Raw genomic sequence first — 14,477 nt, 5'->3', positions numbered from 1 at the left:
GACACTTGCCAAGTGTTCACGGCGGGGCGATAGTGGCAAGCGTGATTCCGTCCGCGCCGTTAGGAACAGACGCCGCCGAAGACCGGATCGGTCTCCGTGCGGCCGATGACCGGATCGGTCTCAGCGCCGCCGCCGCAGGGCCCCGCCCCGGCACGGCCGCCGAGCGCCGGTTTCGCTTCGAGCTGGCCGCACACCCGGGCTCCGTGGCCCGGGCCAGACACCTGGCGCGGGCCCGGTTGTCCGGCTGGGCGGTGTGCGAGGACACCTGCGAGACGGCGGCTCTCGTCGTCTCCGAGCTGGTCACCAACGCGATCGTGCACGCCGCGGGCGAGCGCGTCGTGTGCGAGTTGCACGACAGCGACGACGTGGTGCGGATAGCCGTACGTGACGAGGGATGCGCTCCAGGTGAGCCACACCCCTCCCCGCAGCGGCCCGATGAGGAGCACGGGAGGGGATTGTTCCTCGTCGCGGCTGTGTCCAGGGCCTGGGGGGCCCAGGACACCGGGCCGGGCCTGCTTGTCTGGGCGGAGCTGGAGCGCGCCTCGACCACCGAGGCGCCGGTCTGCGCCGACGCCGAAGCAGGGCCCGACCCGGACATCGAAGCCCGGTCCGACCTGGGCTGGACAGCGAAGAAACCACCGGCCGACGGTCGGGGCGCCGGGACGGAAGCGTGCTGGGGAACGAGGACCGCGGGGGTCCCCCCGATCGAGCGAGGCCGGGATTGGGGGAGGGTGTGAGCGGTACGTCGGCGGTGGGGCCCGGAGCGCGGGTCCTGAGCCTGGACACGCTGGTGCGCATGAAGCGCGGGCAGCGGACGCCGGGGCCACCGAGGCGTCTCCTCGTACCCGAGGGCATGACCGTGCCGCTGGGCTGCGACGCGGTGTCGGTGCCCGCCAGGTTCGGACCGCTGCTGCTGCCGCGGCTGCCGCGCGTGGGGTGTGTCTACGCCGACGGGGCGCATTGGTGGTGGCTCGTGCCGTCCGACTCCGACGTGGCGCTGGACTGGCCGGCGCCCGCGCACTACGCCACGGGGGCGGTCGTCCCGGATGCTCCCGGCGTACCGGGGCTCATCCACAAACCGGAGAGTACCGTTCCGTACACCCCGCCGATCCCCCTCTATCTGGCCGTGTGCCGGGTGATGGGAACTACACCCGTCTGGTCGCGTCCCATCAGCGCGTGAGGCATCCGGGCCGGGGCTGCCCCCTGCCCGGAGTGCCCCGGCGCACTCCTGCACTGTCCGAAGTGCGCCCCTCGCCCCAAAACCCCCTCGCCACCACGGGTGGAACGCCGCCTTCCTGGGGAATGCACCGTTCGTCCAGTCCTGGGGGAGGCCATTGGTGGGGAATCGGGCGGGAAAGCCGGGCGGGAAACGTGCGGCGGAGTCTGCGGGGAAGCCGGGCCGGAAGCGTGCGCGGGAGTCTGCGGGAAAGCCGACGGCGGAGCCCGCTGGGGCGGCGGAGCCGGCTGGGGACACGACCACAGCACCCGCGGGGGGCACGGCCGCAGAGCCCATGGGGGACACGACCACAGCACCCACGAGGGGCACGACCACAGCACCCACGGGGGACACGACCGCAGCACCCGCTAGGGAAGCAGCGGCAGAGCCCCCGGGGAATCCAGCGGCGGAACCCTGGGCGGAATGTGCGGCCAGACCCGCTGGGCAATCACCGGAACAGGCCGTCGGCGCAGAGCGGCGCGGTCAGGACGAGCCGCCGCCCTCCGACTCGGAGCATCTGCTCTTCGGGGGGCCGCTCCGGTACGACATGGGGTGGTCCCAACACGCCGACGCCTTCATGGAGTTGAACTTTCGGGCGATGGTGACGCGGTTGCCGTCGCTGCTCGCGTCCAGTTTCCGCCTCGCCTGGAAGGCGGATCCGCGCGCCGCTCGGGTCGTGCTGGCCGCCGAGCTGGCTCGCGGCGGAGCCCAGGCGGTCAGCCTGCTGGCGGTCAACAGCGTGCTGGGGCGGCTGATGGCGGGCGGCCCGGTCGAGGACCGGTTGCGGGGCGCGCTCCCCGCCCTGGTCACGGTCGCTGCCGTGATGCTGGTCGCAGCACTGCTGCGGGCCGCGTCGACGTACGCCACCGGCCGCCTGGAGCCGAAGGTCGAGCGGGTGGCGACCGAGCTGTACCTGGAGCGCGCGGCGGCCGTGGAGCTGGCCGCGATCGAGGACGACGCGTTCCACAAGCTGCTGGACACCGCCCAGTACGGTGCCCGGTCCGCCCGGAGCATGATCACGATCGCCACCCGGGTCGTGAACGCGATGATCTCGCTGTGCGCGGCGGCGGGCGTCCTGACGGTGCTGCACCCCGCCCTGCTGCCGCTGCTCGCCACGATGACCCTGCCGAGCGCCTGGAGCGCCCTGACGATCGCCCGGCGCCGCTACGAGTCGTTCCACACCTGGGTGCAGCACGCCCGCGCCGGGCATCTGATCAGCAGTCTGCTCACGGAGCCGGGCGCGGCCCCGGAGATCCGCGTGCACGGCGTCGGGCCGTTCCTGCTGCGCCACTTCCGTTCGATGTCGGAGACCGCCGAGGCGGAACAGGCGCGACTGGCCCGGCTCTCGGCCCGCACCGGTCTGATCGCCGCCGCCTGGACGGGACTCGCCACGGTGGCGACGTACGCGACGCTCGGCGGGCTGCTGCTGGCCGGCGCGATGGCGCTCTCCGTCGCGGGTACGGCCGTGATCGCGATCCGCACCGGCTCCGCGAGCCTCGACACCCTGGTCCTGGAGGTCAACTCCCTGCACGAAGAAGCCCTGTTCGTGGGTGATCTGCAACGCCTGTACGTCGAGGCGGCGGAGCGCGCGATTCCGGTGGGCGGCGATCCGCTCCCCGCCGACCCGAGCGAAATCCGCTTCGAGAACGTCACGTTCACCTATCCGGGCGCCTCGACCCGGCCCGCGCTCGCGGACGTCACCCTCAGCGTGCCGCTCGGCAAGATCGTGGCACTGGTCGGCGAGAACGGATCGGGCAAGACGACCCTGGTGAAACTGCTCGCGGGCCTGTACGCGCCCGAGCGCGGCCGGATCCTGTGGGACGACGTGGACACGGCGACCGCGGACCGGCATCAACTCGCCGAGCGCATCGCGATGGTGGCGCAGGACTTCAAGCGCTGGCCGTTCACGGCCCGTGTCAACGTCGCGGTCGGCCGCGCCTCGGCCCCGCTGACGAACGATCGTCTCGCCACGTCGGTGGCGGAGGCCGGGGCGGAGGACGTGGTCGCGGATCTGCCGCGCGGTCTGGACACCCTCCTGGCCCGCGGCTTCAGCGGCGGGCACGAGCTGTCGGGCGGTCAGTGGCAGCGCCTCGGCATCGCGCGGGCCGCGTACCGGCGCGGCGCCATCCTCATCGTGGACGAGCCCACCGCCGCGCTCGACGCCCGGGCCGAACTGGAGGTCTTCGAGAAGATCAGGGCCCTGGCGGGCACCGGCCAGACGGTCATCCTCATCACGCACCGGCTGGCGTCCGTACGCCACGCCGACCTGGTGCACGTCCTCGACCAGGGCCGCCTCGTGGAGTCCGGCAGTCCGCAGGAACTCCTGGCCACGGGCGGCGTCTACGCGGAGTTGTACGCGCTCCAGGCAGAGCAGTTCACGACGAAGGTGTCCACCGGGGAAGCCGGCTGACCGGGAACGGGTTGACCAGGCACGGGCTCATCGGGCAATTCACCCTTCACTTGCGGCTCACCTGCGTCCAGGTCCGGCCGCCCTCACTCGACGGCGTCGACACCTCGTACGACCACCAGGAAGGCGTCCGTGGACAGGTCCATGACGACCTCCACCGTCTGACCCTCCTGGCGGCGCGCCTGTGCGAACTCCTCCGCGGGCCAGGATCCTCGCGGCCCACCGGCGGGAAAGCGCTCCAGCACCGTTCGCCCGTTCACCCTGCACCTCCATGTAGCGCTGCTCTCGTAGAGTTAAACGCCTGACATGGGGTGAACGGCTCGGGAAGTGACGGTACTGAGACGTAGTCGACACTTGGTCGCAGGCCGGATACGAGGTACCTGGCAGTCCTCTCGGTCCCCTCAGCGCCCTCAGTCCTCGTACTCGTCGTGGTACCGGACGCGCTCACTGCCCGCGGGCGCCCCCAGCGCGGACGCGCGCCCCTTGGGCTCCTCCCACTCCTCCTGCCGCCCCAGCGCGGTGAGATCGAGGAAGGTGGTCGTGGAGCCGAGGCCGTCCAGGCCGCGCTCATATGTGGAGTACGTGTGGAAGACGCGGTCGCGGTCCCGCAGGAAACAGCTCACCCCCGGCCGTTCGTAGGGCTCGTCCCCGCCGAAGGATGCCTGGAAGTCGTAGGTGAAGTCGCTGTCGTACGACGAATACCAGGGCACCGTCCAGCCCATCCGCGCCTTGAAGGGCAGGATCTTCGTGTACGGCGCCCTGGACACGGCGGCGAACTCGGTCCCGCGGGCCCGCAGATGCGCGAGGTGCCCGATCTGGTCGAGGAACGCCGAGCAGCTGCGGCAGCCCGCGGCCCACTCCGGCGCGAACATGAAGTGGTAGACGACGAGTTGGTGCCGCCCACGGAAGAGATCGAGCAACGTCGCCTTCCCGTCGCCGCCCTCGAAGACGTACTCCGTGTCGATCTCGACCATCGGCAGCCGACGCCGCTCCGCGTTGAGCGCGTCCCGCGCGCGTGTGGCGGCCTTCTCCTTGACCAGCAGCTTCTCGCGCGCGGCGCGCCACTCCTCGCGCGAGACGATCTGCGGAAGCGTCATGTGTTCCTCCTGCCCAGCCTGCCCTGCTCTGCCTGTCCGACGGGGCCTTCTGTGGGGGTGGACCGGTGGAGGGAGCGGAACTCATCGGCGTACGGCCAAGATTCTTTCTGCGTACGTCGCCACTCGGTACGTCGCCTCTCGGTACGTCGCTCTCCGTACGTCGCTCTCCGTACGTCGCTCTCCATCTGTCACCTCTCAGTACGTCACCGGAAGCGCGAGCAGGCCGCGGGCTCGCAGGGAGGGCCGCCACCGCAGCTCGGCCGGGTCCGCGGCGAGGGCGAGGTCGGGGAGGCGTTCCAGGAGGGCGGACAGGGCGATCTCGGTCTCCAGGCGGGCCAGTGGGGCGCCCAGGCAGTAGTGGATGCCGTGGCCGAGTGCGAGATGTCCTGAGGCGTCGCGGCCGAGATCGAGGCGGCGCGGGTCGCGGTTGGCGGCGGACAGGGACAGCAGGACGGTCTCGCCCGCGGGTACGGAGACCCCGCCGATCGTCACGTCCTGGAGGGGGAAGCGGCGGATGGCGAGCAGGGCGGGACCGTCGTAACGGGCGAACTCCTCGATGGCGGCCGGTATGCCCTCCGGTCCGGTCAGCTGACCAGGGTGGGTGAGCAGCCCAAGGACGGCGTTCCCGATGAGCTGCACCGTGTTCTCGTATCCCGCGAAGAGGATGAGGAAGGCGAGCGACATCAACTCGTCCTCGGTGAGCCGGTCGCCCTCACCGCGCCGGCTTCCCACGGCGAGCCGGTCGTTCTCGTCCCGCACCGCGATCAGATCGGAGAGCAGGTCGTCCGCCGGCTCCTTGCGCTTGGCCGCGAGGAGCCCGGCGAAGAACCCGAGCATCGCCCCGATCGCCTCCTTCGCGGCGCCGGGGCGCGCCGGATCGGGGGCGACGAGCGCGTCCGTCCAGGCCCGGAAGTCCCGCCGGTGTTCGTCCGGAACGCCGAGCAGGTCGCAGATGACGGCGATCGGCAGCGGCGCAGCATAGGAGGCGATCAGGTCCGTACTGCCGTGCGGGCCCAGCGCGTCGAGGAGCCGGTCCGCGGTCTCCCGGATGGGCGCCCGCAGTTGCTCGACGCGGCGCGGTGTGAAGGCCCGGCCGACCAGACGCCGGATGCGGGTGTGGTCGGGCGGATCCATGTTCAGGAGGTTGGCGTCGAGGGCCGGCGGGAGGGTGAAGCCCTGGTAACTCCCCGGCAGCGCATGCCTCTTGTCCAGCGAGAGCAGGGGGTTCGCCAGGGCCTCGCGCACGTCCTCGTACCGCGTGACCAGCCAGGCCGGGCTGCCGTCGGGTCCGGCGACGCGGTGCACGGGCGCGGTCTCGCGGAGGCGGGCGTAGACGGCGTACGGGTCGTCGATGAGGCCGGCTGCGGGGTCCTGACCCATGGGCATGGGCATAGGCATGGGCATGGGCTCCAGCCTAGGCACGGTGGATCAAGTGTCGTACTCCTGGATCCTCTTGCCGTGTCCACGGTCGACGAGTGCGGGCAGCCGCTCCCCCAACTCCCGTACCGTGGACGGAAGATCGATGGTGAGGAGTTCACGGTCCCGCAACAGTAGCCGCCCGTCGACGATCGTCGTCCGTACGTCGCCGGCGCGGGCGCTGTGCACGAGCGTGGCCGCGAGGTCGTGGACGGGCTGGGTGTGCGGGCCGGTGAGGTCGACCAGGATGATGTCGGCCCGGCGCCCCGGCGCGAGACTGCCGATCCGCTCCCCCAGCCCGACGGCGCGCGCGCTCTGGAGCGTGGCATGGTGCAGTGCTTGACGAGACGTCAGCCAGCGGGGGTCGCCCTCGGCGGACTTCTGCACGAGGGCCGTGAGCGCCATCGACTCCCACACGTCGAGGGAGTTGTTCGAGGCCGCTCCGTCCGTGGCGAGCCCGACGGGGACGCCGATCTCGCGCAGCGCTCGTACAGGTGTCGGGTCCCAGGCGAACTTCAAGTAGCCGCGCGGCGCGGTCGCGACGGCGACCTGCCCCGTCGCGCGCGCCAGTACGGGAAGGTCGCGCTCGATGATGCCGGTGCCGTGCGCGATGAGGATCTCGGTGTCGAGGAGCCCGGTGCGCTCCAGGATCTCGATCGGCGTACGGCCGTACCGGGCCAGGCTGTTGTCCGTCTGGTCGCGGCTCTCGGAGGCGTGCAGATGCACGGGCAGAGCGTGCTCTCGGGCGAGTTCGGCGGTCGCGGCCAGGTCGGCGTCGGCCACGGTGTAGGGGGCGTGCGGGGCGAGGGCGGTGGTGATGCGCCCTTCGGCACCACCCCGGTGCCGCAGCGCGAACTCCACTGACCTCTCCCGCCCTTCGGCCCCCTGGGAGGAGAAGAAGGCCTGTCCCAGATGCGCGCGCAGCCCGCTGTCTGCCGTCACGGCGGCGACGGTGTCCATCGAGAAGTAGTGGTCAGCGAAGCAGGTGACCCCACCGCGGATCATCTCGGCGCAGGCGAGCCGCGCGCCCAACTCCACGTCTTTTTCGGTGAGATTGGACTCGATGGGCCAGATGAAGTCGTTGAACCACTCCTCGGCCGGCAGGTCCTCGGCGATGCCGCGCAGCGCGACCATCGGCGCGTGGGTGTGGCAGTTGATCAGGCCTGGCATCGCCACCTGCCCGCGGGCGTCGATGCGCTCGACGGCCTCGAGACCCACTTGGTCGCCGGTGAGGGCCTCGATGACCCCTCCTCGTACGACGATCGAGGCGTTCTCGACGAACCCGATCCGCTCGTGATCGTCATGCACGAGGGCGGTGCAACCGGTGATGACGAGATCGGCGGGGCCCGCGGTGGAGGGTGTCGTGGGAGCCGGTGGCACGGGTGGCGGCGTGACGGGTGGCGGCGTGACGGGAGGCGGCGTCATGGCGTCACCGTACGACGGTGTCGGGCCGCGGGGGCCCTGAAGCGCGCTTCGGGCCGGACGACGAGGCCCGTGTCAGCACCCGGGTACGACCTTGGCGACCGGCCCACCCGGGTACAGCCCTGACGACCGGCCCGCCCGGGTACAGCCCTGGCCACCGGCCCGCCCAGGTGCGGCCTTGGCCACCAGCCCACCCAGGTACGGCCCTGACGACCGGCCCACCCAGTACAGCCCTGGCCACCAGCCCACCCAGGTACGGCCCTGACGACCGGCCCACCCAGGTACAGCCCTGGCCACCGGCCCACCCGGGTGCGGCCCTGGCGACCGGCCAGGGTGTCCGTTGGTGTGGGCGGGCTTGCGGGGTGTCAGACGGTGACGCGGAATTCGGGCGCCGGTAGCCCCGCCCGCTTCCGGCGCTCGGCCAGTTCGTCGAGGAGTTCGGCGATACGGGCCGTGTGGCGGGGCGTGAGCCGCCCGGTGTCGTCGAGCTGGACGGCACACGCGGTGGTCGTGTCGACGAGCCGTTCGAGGGTGGCCGCGACCGCGTCCGTACCCTCGGCGTGCCGTGCCAGGGCGGGGAGTTCGGCGGCGGCGAGGTCGATCGCGGCGCGGGCCTCGGCCAACGCGCGATAGGCCTCGCGGCGCAGGATCCACCGGCCGGCCCGGTCGTCCGTCGTGCCGTCGCCGAGCACGTGGGCGAGATAGGCGTCCGCCGCCTCCACGGCGCGGACGAGCCGCGCCCGTACCGTCCCGCCGCGCTGCCCGAGCGCCGGCAAATGCCCGACGAGCAGCACGATCCCGCAGGCCAGCAGTGTCTCGCCGATCCGGCTCCAGGAGGCCTGTGGCTCTCCTCCCACCATGACGAGGGCGAGCACGAGGACGGTGACGACGGCGGTCTGCGCCGCGAAGTGGCGTATGGCGACGGGGATCAGCGCGCCGCTGATCGCCACCAGGACGACGAGTCCTTCCGGCCGTGGCAGCAGCGCCGCGAGCCCGGCGAAGACGACCGCGCCGAGCACGGTCCCGGCCGCCCGGCACACCACGCGCGAGGCGAGCGGGCCGAGATCGGGCTTGACGAGGAAGACGGCGGTCGCGGGGAGCCAGTACCAGTGGGAGTGGTTCCCGTACCAGCGGGCGTGGTGCAGGGCCTGCGCGACGGCCGCGCTGGCGCCGAAGCAGAGGGCGACCCGTAGCCCGTACTCGCGCCCGCCGGGCCCGAACCCGGTGCGTACCGCCGAGCGGATGAAAGAGACGGCTGTACGGCGCCGGGTGTGCAGGGTGGTTGCGGCGCCGCCGCCCCACCCCCGGTCGAAGACGTCGGCGGCGTGCAGCAGCGCGTCGTCGAGGGCGCGCAGCGCGGGGCCGGACCTGGCCGGCGCGGGCAGCGGCCCGGTGTGGGTGCCGCCGCGGACGGCGACCGCGAGCCGCCGCGGCCCCTCGGCAGCCCGCTCGGGCACGGCCTCGTCCGCCCAGGCGAGCGCGGTGGCGGCCTCGGCGAGCGGCAGGGCGGCGGCGTACTGCGCGTGCAGCCGCCGCTCGGCCGACGAACTGGCATACGGCCGCAGCCGGGGCCCGGCGAGCGCGTCCTGCGCATGATCGAGCGCGGCGGTCAGGGCGACCCGCCGCGCGCTCGCGTGCGGTCCCCCCACCGCTTCGAGGAGCGCCGCGATCGCGTCGTACACGGCGCCGACCGCGTCCCGCTCCCCGTCGAACCGGTAGTCCCCGGCACTGACCCCGGTCGTCGGCAGCGCGAGCCGCAGGGCGAGCAGCCACCCGGCCCCGCCCAGGAAGAAGAGCGCCCGCTGCCACCCCGGCTCGGGCAGCGGCATCCCGGCCCCGATGGCCGCGGCGACGAGCAGCTGCGTCCCGGCTCCCGAGGCGACGGGCCCGATGGCGCTGACGGCTCCGGCCGCGAGCCCGAGTCCGGTGAAGAGGAGGGTGAGTGTCACACCATCGACGTGCTGTCCGGCGTACGACCCGACGAGCAGCCCCGAGGCCCCGGCCAGGGCGGGAACCCCGAGCCGCTTGACGGCGGCCCGTCGGCTCCCGGGCCGATCGTTGATCCCGGCGAGCATGGCACCGAGGGCGGCGACGACCCCGAGTGAGGTACGCCCGCTCAGGACGGCCACGAGCAGCAGCGGCCCGGCAGCGAGGGCACCCCGCAGCACCGCGCTCCAGGGCACGGGCCCACGCTGGGCACGCAGGGCATGGGCGAGCCAGGGCGGTACGGCGACGCTCGGGAAGTGCACAGGGCTCCTGTCGGGCGAGGGCGGGCGGGGTGCCTTCGGGCGACGTCGGCCGGGCTGCGGTGTTCACACTAGGTCGGGGATCTGGAGAAAAAGGGGCGTGCGTATTGCGGCGGCGTGACGCTTGGCCGGGATGCCGCTTTCTTTATGAACGCAATTGACGTGGCGCGATCGACGTGGACGCGATCGAGGGCAAGCCCGATATGGCAGGACCGGGTCCGGGTGTCCCTGCCTCGGACCACGGTTACGTCTGCTGACATACACAGGCTGTCCAGGGCGAAAGGACCGCCCCCGTGAACGCGGCCCCGCTGAGTCCCGAGGACCCGACCGAACTCTGCGGATTCGAGCTGCTCGGCCGCATCGGTCACGGTGGCACGGGGCAGGTCCACCTCGGTGAGTCCCCGGGTGGAGAGCCCGCGGCGGTCAAGGTCATCAAGCCGTCGATGGTCGACTCCGGGACCCGGCTGCGCTTCGCCCAGGAGATCGAGGTCCTGAAGACGATCTGGGGTCCTCGTATCGCGGCCTTCCTCGACGCCGACGCGGAGGCCGAGCAGCCCTGGCCGGCCACCGAGTACATCGACGGCCCCGACCTCCACAAGCACATCAACACGCACGGCCCGCTGCCCATGGTGCCGGCCGCCTCCGTGGGTGCCACGCTCGCCGAAGCTCTGGCCGGAGTTCACGAGCAGGGCTTGCTCCACCGCGATCTCGAGCCGGCCAACATCCTCCTCGGACCGAACGGCCCGCAGACAATCGACTTCGGTCTCGCGGCGTTCACCGAATCCAGCGTGTCGCTCACCGCCCCGAACACCGTGCTCGGCCCCCCGCCCGCATGGCTCCCGAGCAGGCCAACGGTGTCAAGCCACTCATGGCACCCGTCGACGTGTACGAGCTCGGCGCGGTCCTGCTCTACGCGGCGAGCGGCCATTACGGCTCACGCGTCGGATGTGCACCACGGCAGCCCCTCCGCTCCGGCTGGCGACTGGGGGGTGCTCGCCCGCCGTACTGCGCGCGGGAAATCCGTACGGGCCGAGTCCCACGATCCCATCGCCGCTCGGCACGCCTGGCACCAGACAGACACACGGGGCCTCGGTATCACCGAACGACCTCCCCCCGCCACAGAAGGTCGGCGGCGGCGGGCGGAGACATCGCCTCCTGGGGTCAGGAGCCGGGCTTGTCGGTCGAAGAGGACTCCTTGCCCTTCCCGTTCGGCTGGTGGGTGAAGACGGCCAGGTGCCACACCCCCTTCTCCCGTGTCACGGTGAAGGTGTCGCGCAGGGACTTGCCCGCCTTGCCCTCGGCGAGAAGGCGGGCCGACCCGGTGTCAGGACCCATGTCGTGGTCGATCTGGACGTCCTTGATCTTCCATTCCCGCCCGCCCCGGTCCGCGAGGATGTGCGCGGCTTCCTGTCGCGACCAGCTCTCGTCCTTGACACCGCCGACCCTGATCAGACCGGTGGCGCTACGGGAGTTGAGGGCGTCCACGTAGGCCTCGACGGCATGGCGTGCCCCGTCGGAGGATGCCGACGCCGACTGGGAGGGGTCGGCCTTGTCGTCATGGGTCGAGCAGCCGGTGGCGACGGCCAGGGCGGCCAGCACAGCCAAGAGACGTCGACGTTCCACAGCGCACTCCTTGTTCATCTGCGGGTTCTCCTGCGGGGGGTGGCAGCCTGTCAGGTGCGGTGTGCGTACCACCAGGCACGAGGGTGGTCGGACAGGAGCTTGCGCAGGCTTTTGTTGTGGGTGTCGCCGGTGTGGTAGGTCAGGTACGGCGTGCCCTGGTACTTCTTCGTGACGATCATCGAGTGGTCGATGTTGTTGTTTCTGGTCCAGTCCGCCTGGAGCACGTCCGACTTGGCCAGTTGCCACACGTTGCCCAGGATCTTGGTTCTCTTCGCGTGTTTCTTCGCGAACCAGTACCAGTTCTCGGCGCCCGCCCAGGTGTAGCTGGTGAAGACCTTCGACGGCCCGTAGAACCAGTACTTGTTACTGGTCCGCTGGATGAGGGCGCCGCCCTTGGGGCCCCATCCGCCGGCCAGCATCGCCTGGGAGATGAGTTGGTGCAGTCGTTGCCGTAGTTCCGGTACGCGCCGTTGTGGTGGTCCCAGTACCTGTCGGCGTAGGCCACCATCTTGTTGTAGCTGTAGGCGGCCGAGACCCCCGACTTGACGGCGTCGGACGCGCCGCTGTCGGGCAGCGGGGTGGTGTCGGCCGCGTCGTACTTGCCCCCCTCGTCCTCGTCCGGTGCGCCGCCCCCGTCGTCGGCGGTGGCCTCGGCGTCCGTGTCGGCCACCTGCGTCGTCGGAGTCGGCCCGCCCTCGGCGTCGGCCTTGTCCGACGACAACAGCCACGCACCGTCGGAGCCCTGGGTGAACTTCACGGTGTGCGGGAGCGACAGTTCTTCGTACTCCGGCGCGCCCTCCTCGACCTCCTGGGCCGTGAACGGCAGCCGGAGGCGGGTGTGTTCGGTCAGCCGAAGCGTCGCCGTCCCGCCGTCCACGGTCGTGTCGTCGACCTTCACGTCGACCTGCGCCTGCGTGTAGCCGCCGTCGACCTCCTTGTACCGCCTGCCCTTCTCGGCGAGTGCGGCGAGGTCGTCCCGCGTCTGGGCGGCCATCGCCCCAGTGGCCCGGACGTGGGCGAGCGCGGCCCGAGCCGTGGGCGGAGACGTCGTCAGCATGTCGGCCCGCTGTTGCAGATAGCCCTCGGCGAGCCCGGCCAGTGCCGTGGTGTCGGCGCTCGCCGTGGCCGGCTCGGCGGCGGAAGCGGGCTGGGCGCCGGCCGGTATGCCGACGAGCGCGAAAGTCGCCACGGCTGTGGCCGCGACGACGGTCTGTCTGTGCTGCGCGATGCGCATGAATCCCCCTGTGATCACGGGCCGACTGGTCGGGTCAGCTCGAGGACCAAGAGATCGCATACGAACGTCGCGTTGCCCTGTGGTGGTTTCTTTACCCTGGAATGTCTGATTCCTCGCAGGTGAACCGCCACGGCCGGGAAGCACGGATGAGCACGGATGAGCACGGATGAGCGCGTACCTAGGCTCCGGGGTGCCTGAATCAGGCAGAATCGAAGGCGACGGGCACAGAGCCACTCCGGGTGGGAAACGGACACATGTCGCTGGGGGACAGCATCGGCAGCCGTGCGGGCCGGGAAGTCGCAGGGCAACCGGAGTACTGGACGGCGAGGATCGCACGACGCAGGCCTAGCCGGGCCGGGCCGGGTCTCTCCGCCGAAGTCCGGATCACACCCGGAACGGCTCGGACTCCAGTGCCGCGCTGAAGAGCGTCTCGCCGTCGGAGATGACGGAGGCGAGAGATCCAGGGTCCTGCTGCGCTCCCGCCAGGAGGTCGTCCACACCTCTCAGTCCCGCCCGCTCCAACAGCCGCTTCTCGTTCGTCACCCATTCCCCGCGCGCCGCCAGCACCGCGTGTGCGGCCTGCATGGCTGCCGTCGCCAGGGCCCCAGCGACCTCCGTGAGACGGCCAGCCGGCGCATGGTTGGCCTTCGCGTACGCGAGAGTGGCGCGAGCAGTGCCGTACCAGCGTTCGGCAGCGGAGGTGCGGAGCTTGCCGGGGTAGGCGGCCGGGCGGGGAAGTTCGCCCCGCAGGACGCGGTTGATGGCCAGCTCGGCGACGATCAAGTAACTGGGGATGCCCGCGAGGTGGAAGAGGAGAGGCTCCACGTGGAAGCGACCGGCCTCCGCCTCCGCCAGCTCGTGTTCGACGACGTCGAGGTCGCGGTAGTGGACGTCGACGCGGCGGTCGTCGATGGTCAGCCAGGCGCCGCCGTTGAACACGCCGCCGCCCCAGCCGCCGATCTCGGAGACCTCGCCCGGCCAGCCGACGGCTCTGAGGTCCTCGGGATCGAACTCTCCCCGGTAGTAGATCGCCATATCCCAATCACTGTCGGGACCATGGGTGCCTTGCGCGCGGGAGCCGCCGAGGGCTACGGCGCGGACGGTGGGGAGGGCGGCGAGGCGATCGACCACGTGGGCGAGGAACTTCTCGTCGTCGGCGTTCAACGGCACGGCTCTCCGATGGTGAGGTTTCCGATCGACTGGGCCTGGACGACCGAACCGCGGTGCATGCCACCGTCGATGGCGTTGTAGACGTTGCCCCTGGGCTGCTCGTCCGCGGCGCGCTCCAACTCATCGAGCAGTGAGCGGAGTTCTGCTGCGACCTCTGGGTCGGCCCGCGGTGTGCGGCGGAGCCGGTTGCGCCACTCGACCAGGACGTCGTCCGCCGCCCGCGCGTCGCCGGCTTCCCCCGCGGCGACCAACTCGGCCCGTGCGGTCTCCAACTCGCCCTGGACGACCTCCTCGTCACCGCTCCCCCGCGTGAGAATCGCGACGAGGCGATCGCGCACCTGCGCCCGGCCATCGCTCACCATCTGCGTCACCAGTGCGGTCGCTCCGGCCACCGCCAGCTCCGTCAACTCGTCCACCGGGCCCCTTCTTCGCAGTTGCGGGTACCTACCGTAGTCCGGAGGCGGCAGGGCGTACGTCAGCATTCCCGTGGGCTGCGGGGTGTCCGTCGGCCGCGGCCCCGGTCGCTCGGCTCCGGCGATTGTCAGTGGTGCCCGCTATTAAGTGATTTTGTCGTCACAGAACGTGGAAGGGCTGGGACCACCGCCCTGGTGAAGTGGCCGGCGAAATGGGGATGCGGGGCCGGTCA

Annotated in this window: 13 protein-coding genes; 4 read left to right on the top strand and 9 right to left on the bottom strand. The window is 71.4% G+C overall.

Annotation, left to right across the window (positions count from 1 at the left end; translation table 11 throughout):
• Nucleotides 1-32 precede the first annotated feature (32 nt).
• From ACFVXA_RS13770 to ACFVXA_RS13760, 3 genes are all read left to right on the top strand, one after another.
• Entirely contained in the window at nt 33-737 is a 705-nt protein-coding gene (locus ACFVXA_RS13770; RefSeq protein WP_384399124.1) for an ATP-binding protein, read from the top strand.
• 59 nt (nt 738-796) lie between these two features.
• Nucleotides 797-1,180 (top strand): hypothetical protein, encoded by a 384-nt coding sequence (locus ACFVXA_RS13765; protein ID WP_362025735.1) that lies wholly within the window; start codon nt 797-799, stop codon nt 1,178-1,180.
• Between the two features lie 583 nt (nt 1,181-1,763).
• Entirely contained in the window at nt 1,764-3,626 is a 1,863-nt protein-coding gene (locus tag ACFVXA_RS13760) for an ABC transporter ATP-binding protein (protein ID WP_389748212.1), read from the top strand.
• A gap of 83 nt (nt 3,627-3,709) precedes the next feature.
• Here ACFVXA_RS13760 and ACFVXA_RS13755 read toward each other — a convergent pair whose 3' ends face one another.
• From ACFVXA_RS13755 to ACFVXA_RS13735, 5 genes are all read right to left on the bottom strand, one after another.
• Entirely contained in the window at nt 3,710-3,883 is a 174-nt protein-coding gene (locus ACFVXA_RS13755; protein ID WP_362025575.1) for a hypothetical protein, read from the bottom strand.
• A 150-nt stretch (nt 3,884-4,033) separates the two neighbouring features.
• Nucleotides 4,034-4,720, bottom strand: coding sequence for a DUF899 domain-containing protein (locus tag ACFVXA_RS13750; RefSeq protein ID WP_383906803.1), 687 nt, complete (start codon nt 4,718-4,720; stop codon nt 4,034-4,036).
• A gap of 195 nt (nt 4,721-4,915) precedes the next feature.
• Nucleotides 4,916-6,124 (bottom strand): cytochrome P450, encoded by a 1,209-nt coding sequence (locus ACFVXA_RS13745; protein WP_390025068.1) that lies wholly within the window; start codon nt 6,122-6,124, stop codon nt 4,916-4,918.
• Between the two features lie 24 nt (nt 6,125-6,148).
• Nucleotides 6,149-7,561 (bottom strand): amidohydrolase, encoded by a 1,413-nt coding sequence (locus tag ACFVXA_RS13740; RefSeq protein ID WP_390025066.1) that lies wholly within the window; start codon nt 7,559-7,561, stop codon nt 6,149-6,151.
• A gap of 362 nt (nt 7,562-7,923) precedes the next feature.
• A complete protein-coding gene (locus ACFVXA_RS13735; protein WP_390025064.1) occupies nt 7,924-9,807 on the bottom strand; it encodes an FUSC family protein in 1,884 nt (627 codons plus the stop codon).
• 290 nt (nt 9,808-10,097) lie between these two features.
• On the opposite strand from ACFVXA_RS13735, the gene ACFVXA_RS13730 reads away from it, so the two are divergent.
• Nucleotides 10,098-11,027 (top strand): protein kinase, encoded by a 930-nt coding sequence (locus ACFVXA_RS13730; RefSeq protein ID WP_390025062.1) that lies wholly within the window; start codon nt 10,098-10,100, stop codon nt 11,025-11,027.
• On the opposite strand, the gene ACFVXA_RS13725 is transcribed toward ACFVXA_RS13730, so the two are convergent.
• The 4 genes from ACFVXA_RS13725 to ACFVXA_RS13710 all read right to left on the bottom strand — a co-directional run bounded on the left by ACFVXA_RS13725 (nt 10,966) and on the right by ACFVXA_RS13710 (nt 14,247).
• The gene (locus ACFVXA_RS13725) at nt 10,966-11,427 is read right to left on the bottom strand and encodes a hypothetical protein (protein WP_383745513.1); all 462 of its coding nucleotides are present in this window, start codon (nt 11,425-11,427) and stop codon (nt 10,966-10,968) included. The genes ACFVXA_RS13730 and ACFVXA_RS13725 overlap by 62 nt on opposite strands.
• Before the next feature lie 50 nt (nt 11,428-11,477).
• Nucleotides 11,478-11,846 carry an amidase domain-containing protein gene (locus ACFVXA_RS13720; RefSeq protein WP_390025060.1) on the bottom strand — a complete coding sequence of 123 codons (369 nt, stop codon included), beginning with the start codon at nt 11,844-11,846 and terminating at the stop codon, nt 11,478-11,480.
• Between the two features lie 1,199 nt (nt 11,847-13,045).
• Nucleotides 13,046-13,831, bottom strand: coding sequence for a nucleotidyltransferase domain-containing protein (locus ACFVXA_RS13715; RefSeq protein ID WP_390025058.1), 786 nt, complete (start codon nt 13,829-13,831; stop codon nt 13,046-13,048).
• Nucleotides 13,822-14,247, bottom strand: a complete 426-nt coding sequence (locus ACFVXA_RS13710) for a hypothetical protein (protein WP_384020244.1) — start codon at nt 14,245-14,247, stop codon at nt 13,822-13,824. Before ACFVXA_RS13710 ends, ACFVXA_RS13715 begins: the two co-directional genes overlap by 10 nt.
• Nucleotides 14,248-14,477 lie beyond the last annotated feature (230 nt).

This window comes from Streptomyces sp. NPDC058246, from assembly GCF_042881985.1.
Classification (GTDB): Bacteria; Actinomycetota; Actinomycetes; order Streptomycetales; family Streptomycetaceae; genus Streptomyces.
This window is presented reverse-complemented; position numbering and strand designations above follow the sequence as displayed.

What these genes read in the sequence shown, in the direction of transcription:
- ACFVXA_RS13765 (WP_362025735.1), top strand. Translation starts at nt 797, where the DNA reads ATGAAGCGCGGGCAGCGGACGCCGGGGCCACCGAGGCGTCTCCTCGTA.
- ACFVXA_RS13760 (WP_389748212.1), top strand. Translation starts at nt 1,764, where the DNA reads ATGGGGTGGTCCCAACACGCCGACGCCTTCATGGAGTTGAACTTTCGG.
- ACFVXA_RS13750 (WP_383906803.1), bottom strand. Translation starts at nt 4,720, where the DNA reads ATGACGCTTCCGCAGATCGTCTCGCGCGAGGAGTGGCGCGCCGCGCGC.
- ACFVXA_RS13745 (WP_390025068.1), bottom strand. Translation starts at nt 6,124, where the DNA reads ATGCCCATGCCTATGCCCATGCCCATGGGTCAGGACCCCGCAGCCGGC.
- ACFVXA_RS13740 (WP_390025066.1), bottom strand. Translation starts at nt 7,561, where the DNA reads ATGACGCCGCCTCCCGTCACGCCGCCACCCGTCACGCCGCCACCCGTG.
- ACFVXA_RS13720 (WP_390025060.1), bottom strand. Translation starts at nt 11,846, where the DNA reads ATGCTGGCCGGCGGATGGGGCCCCAAGGGCGGCGCCCTCATCCAGCGG.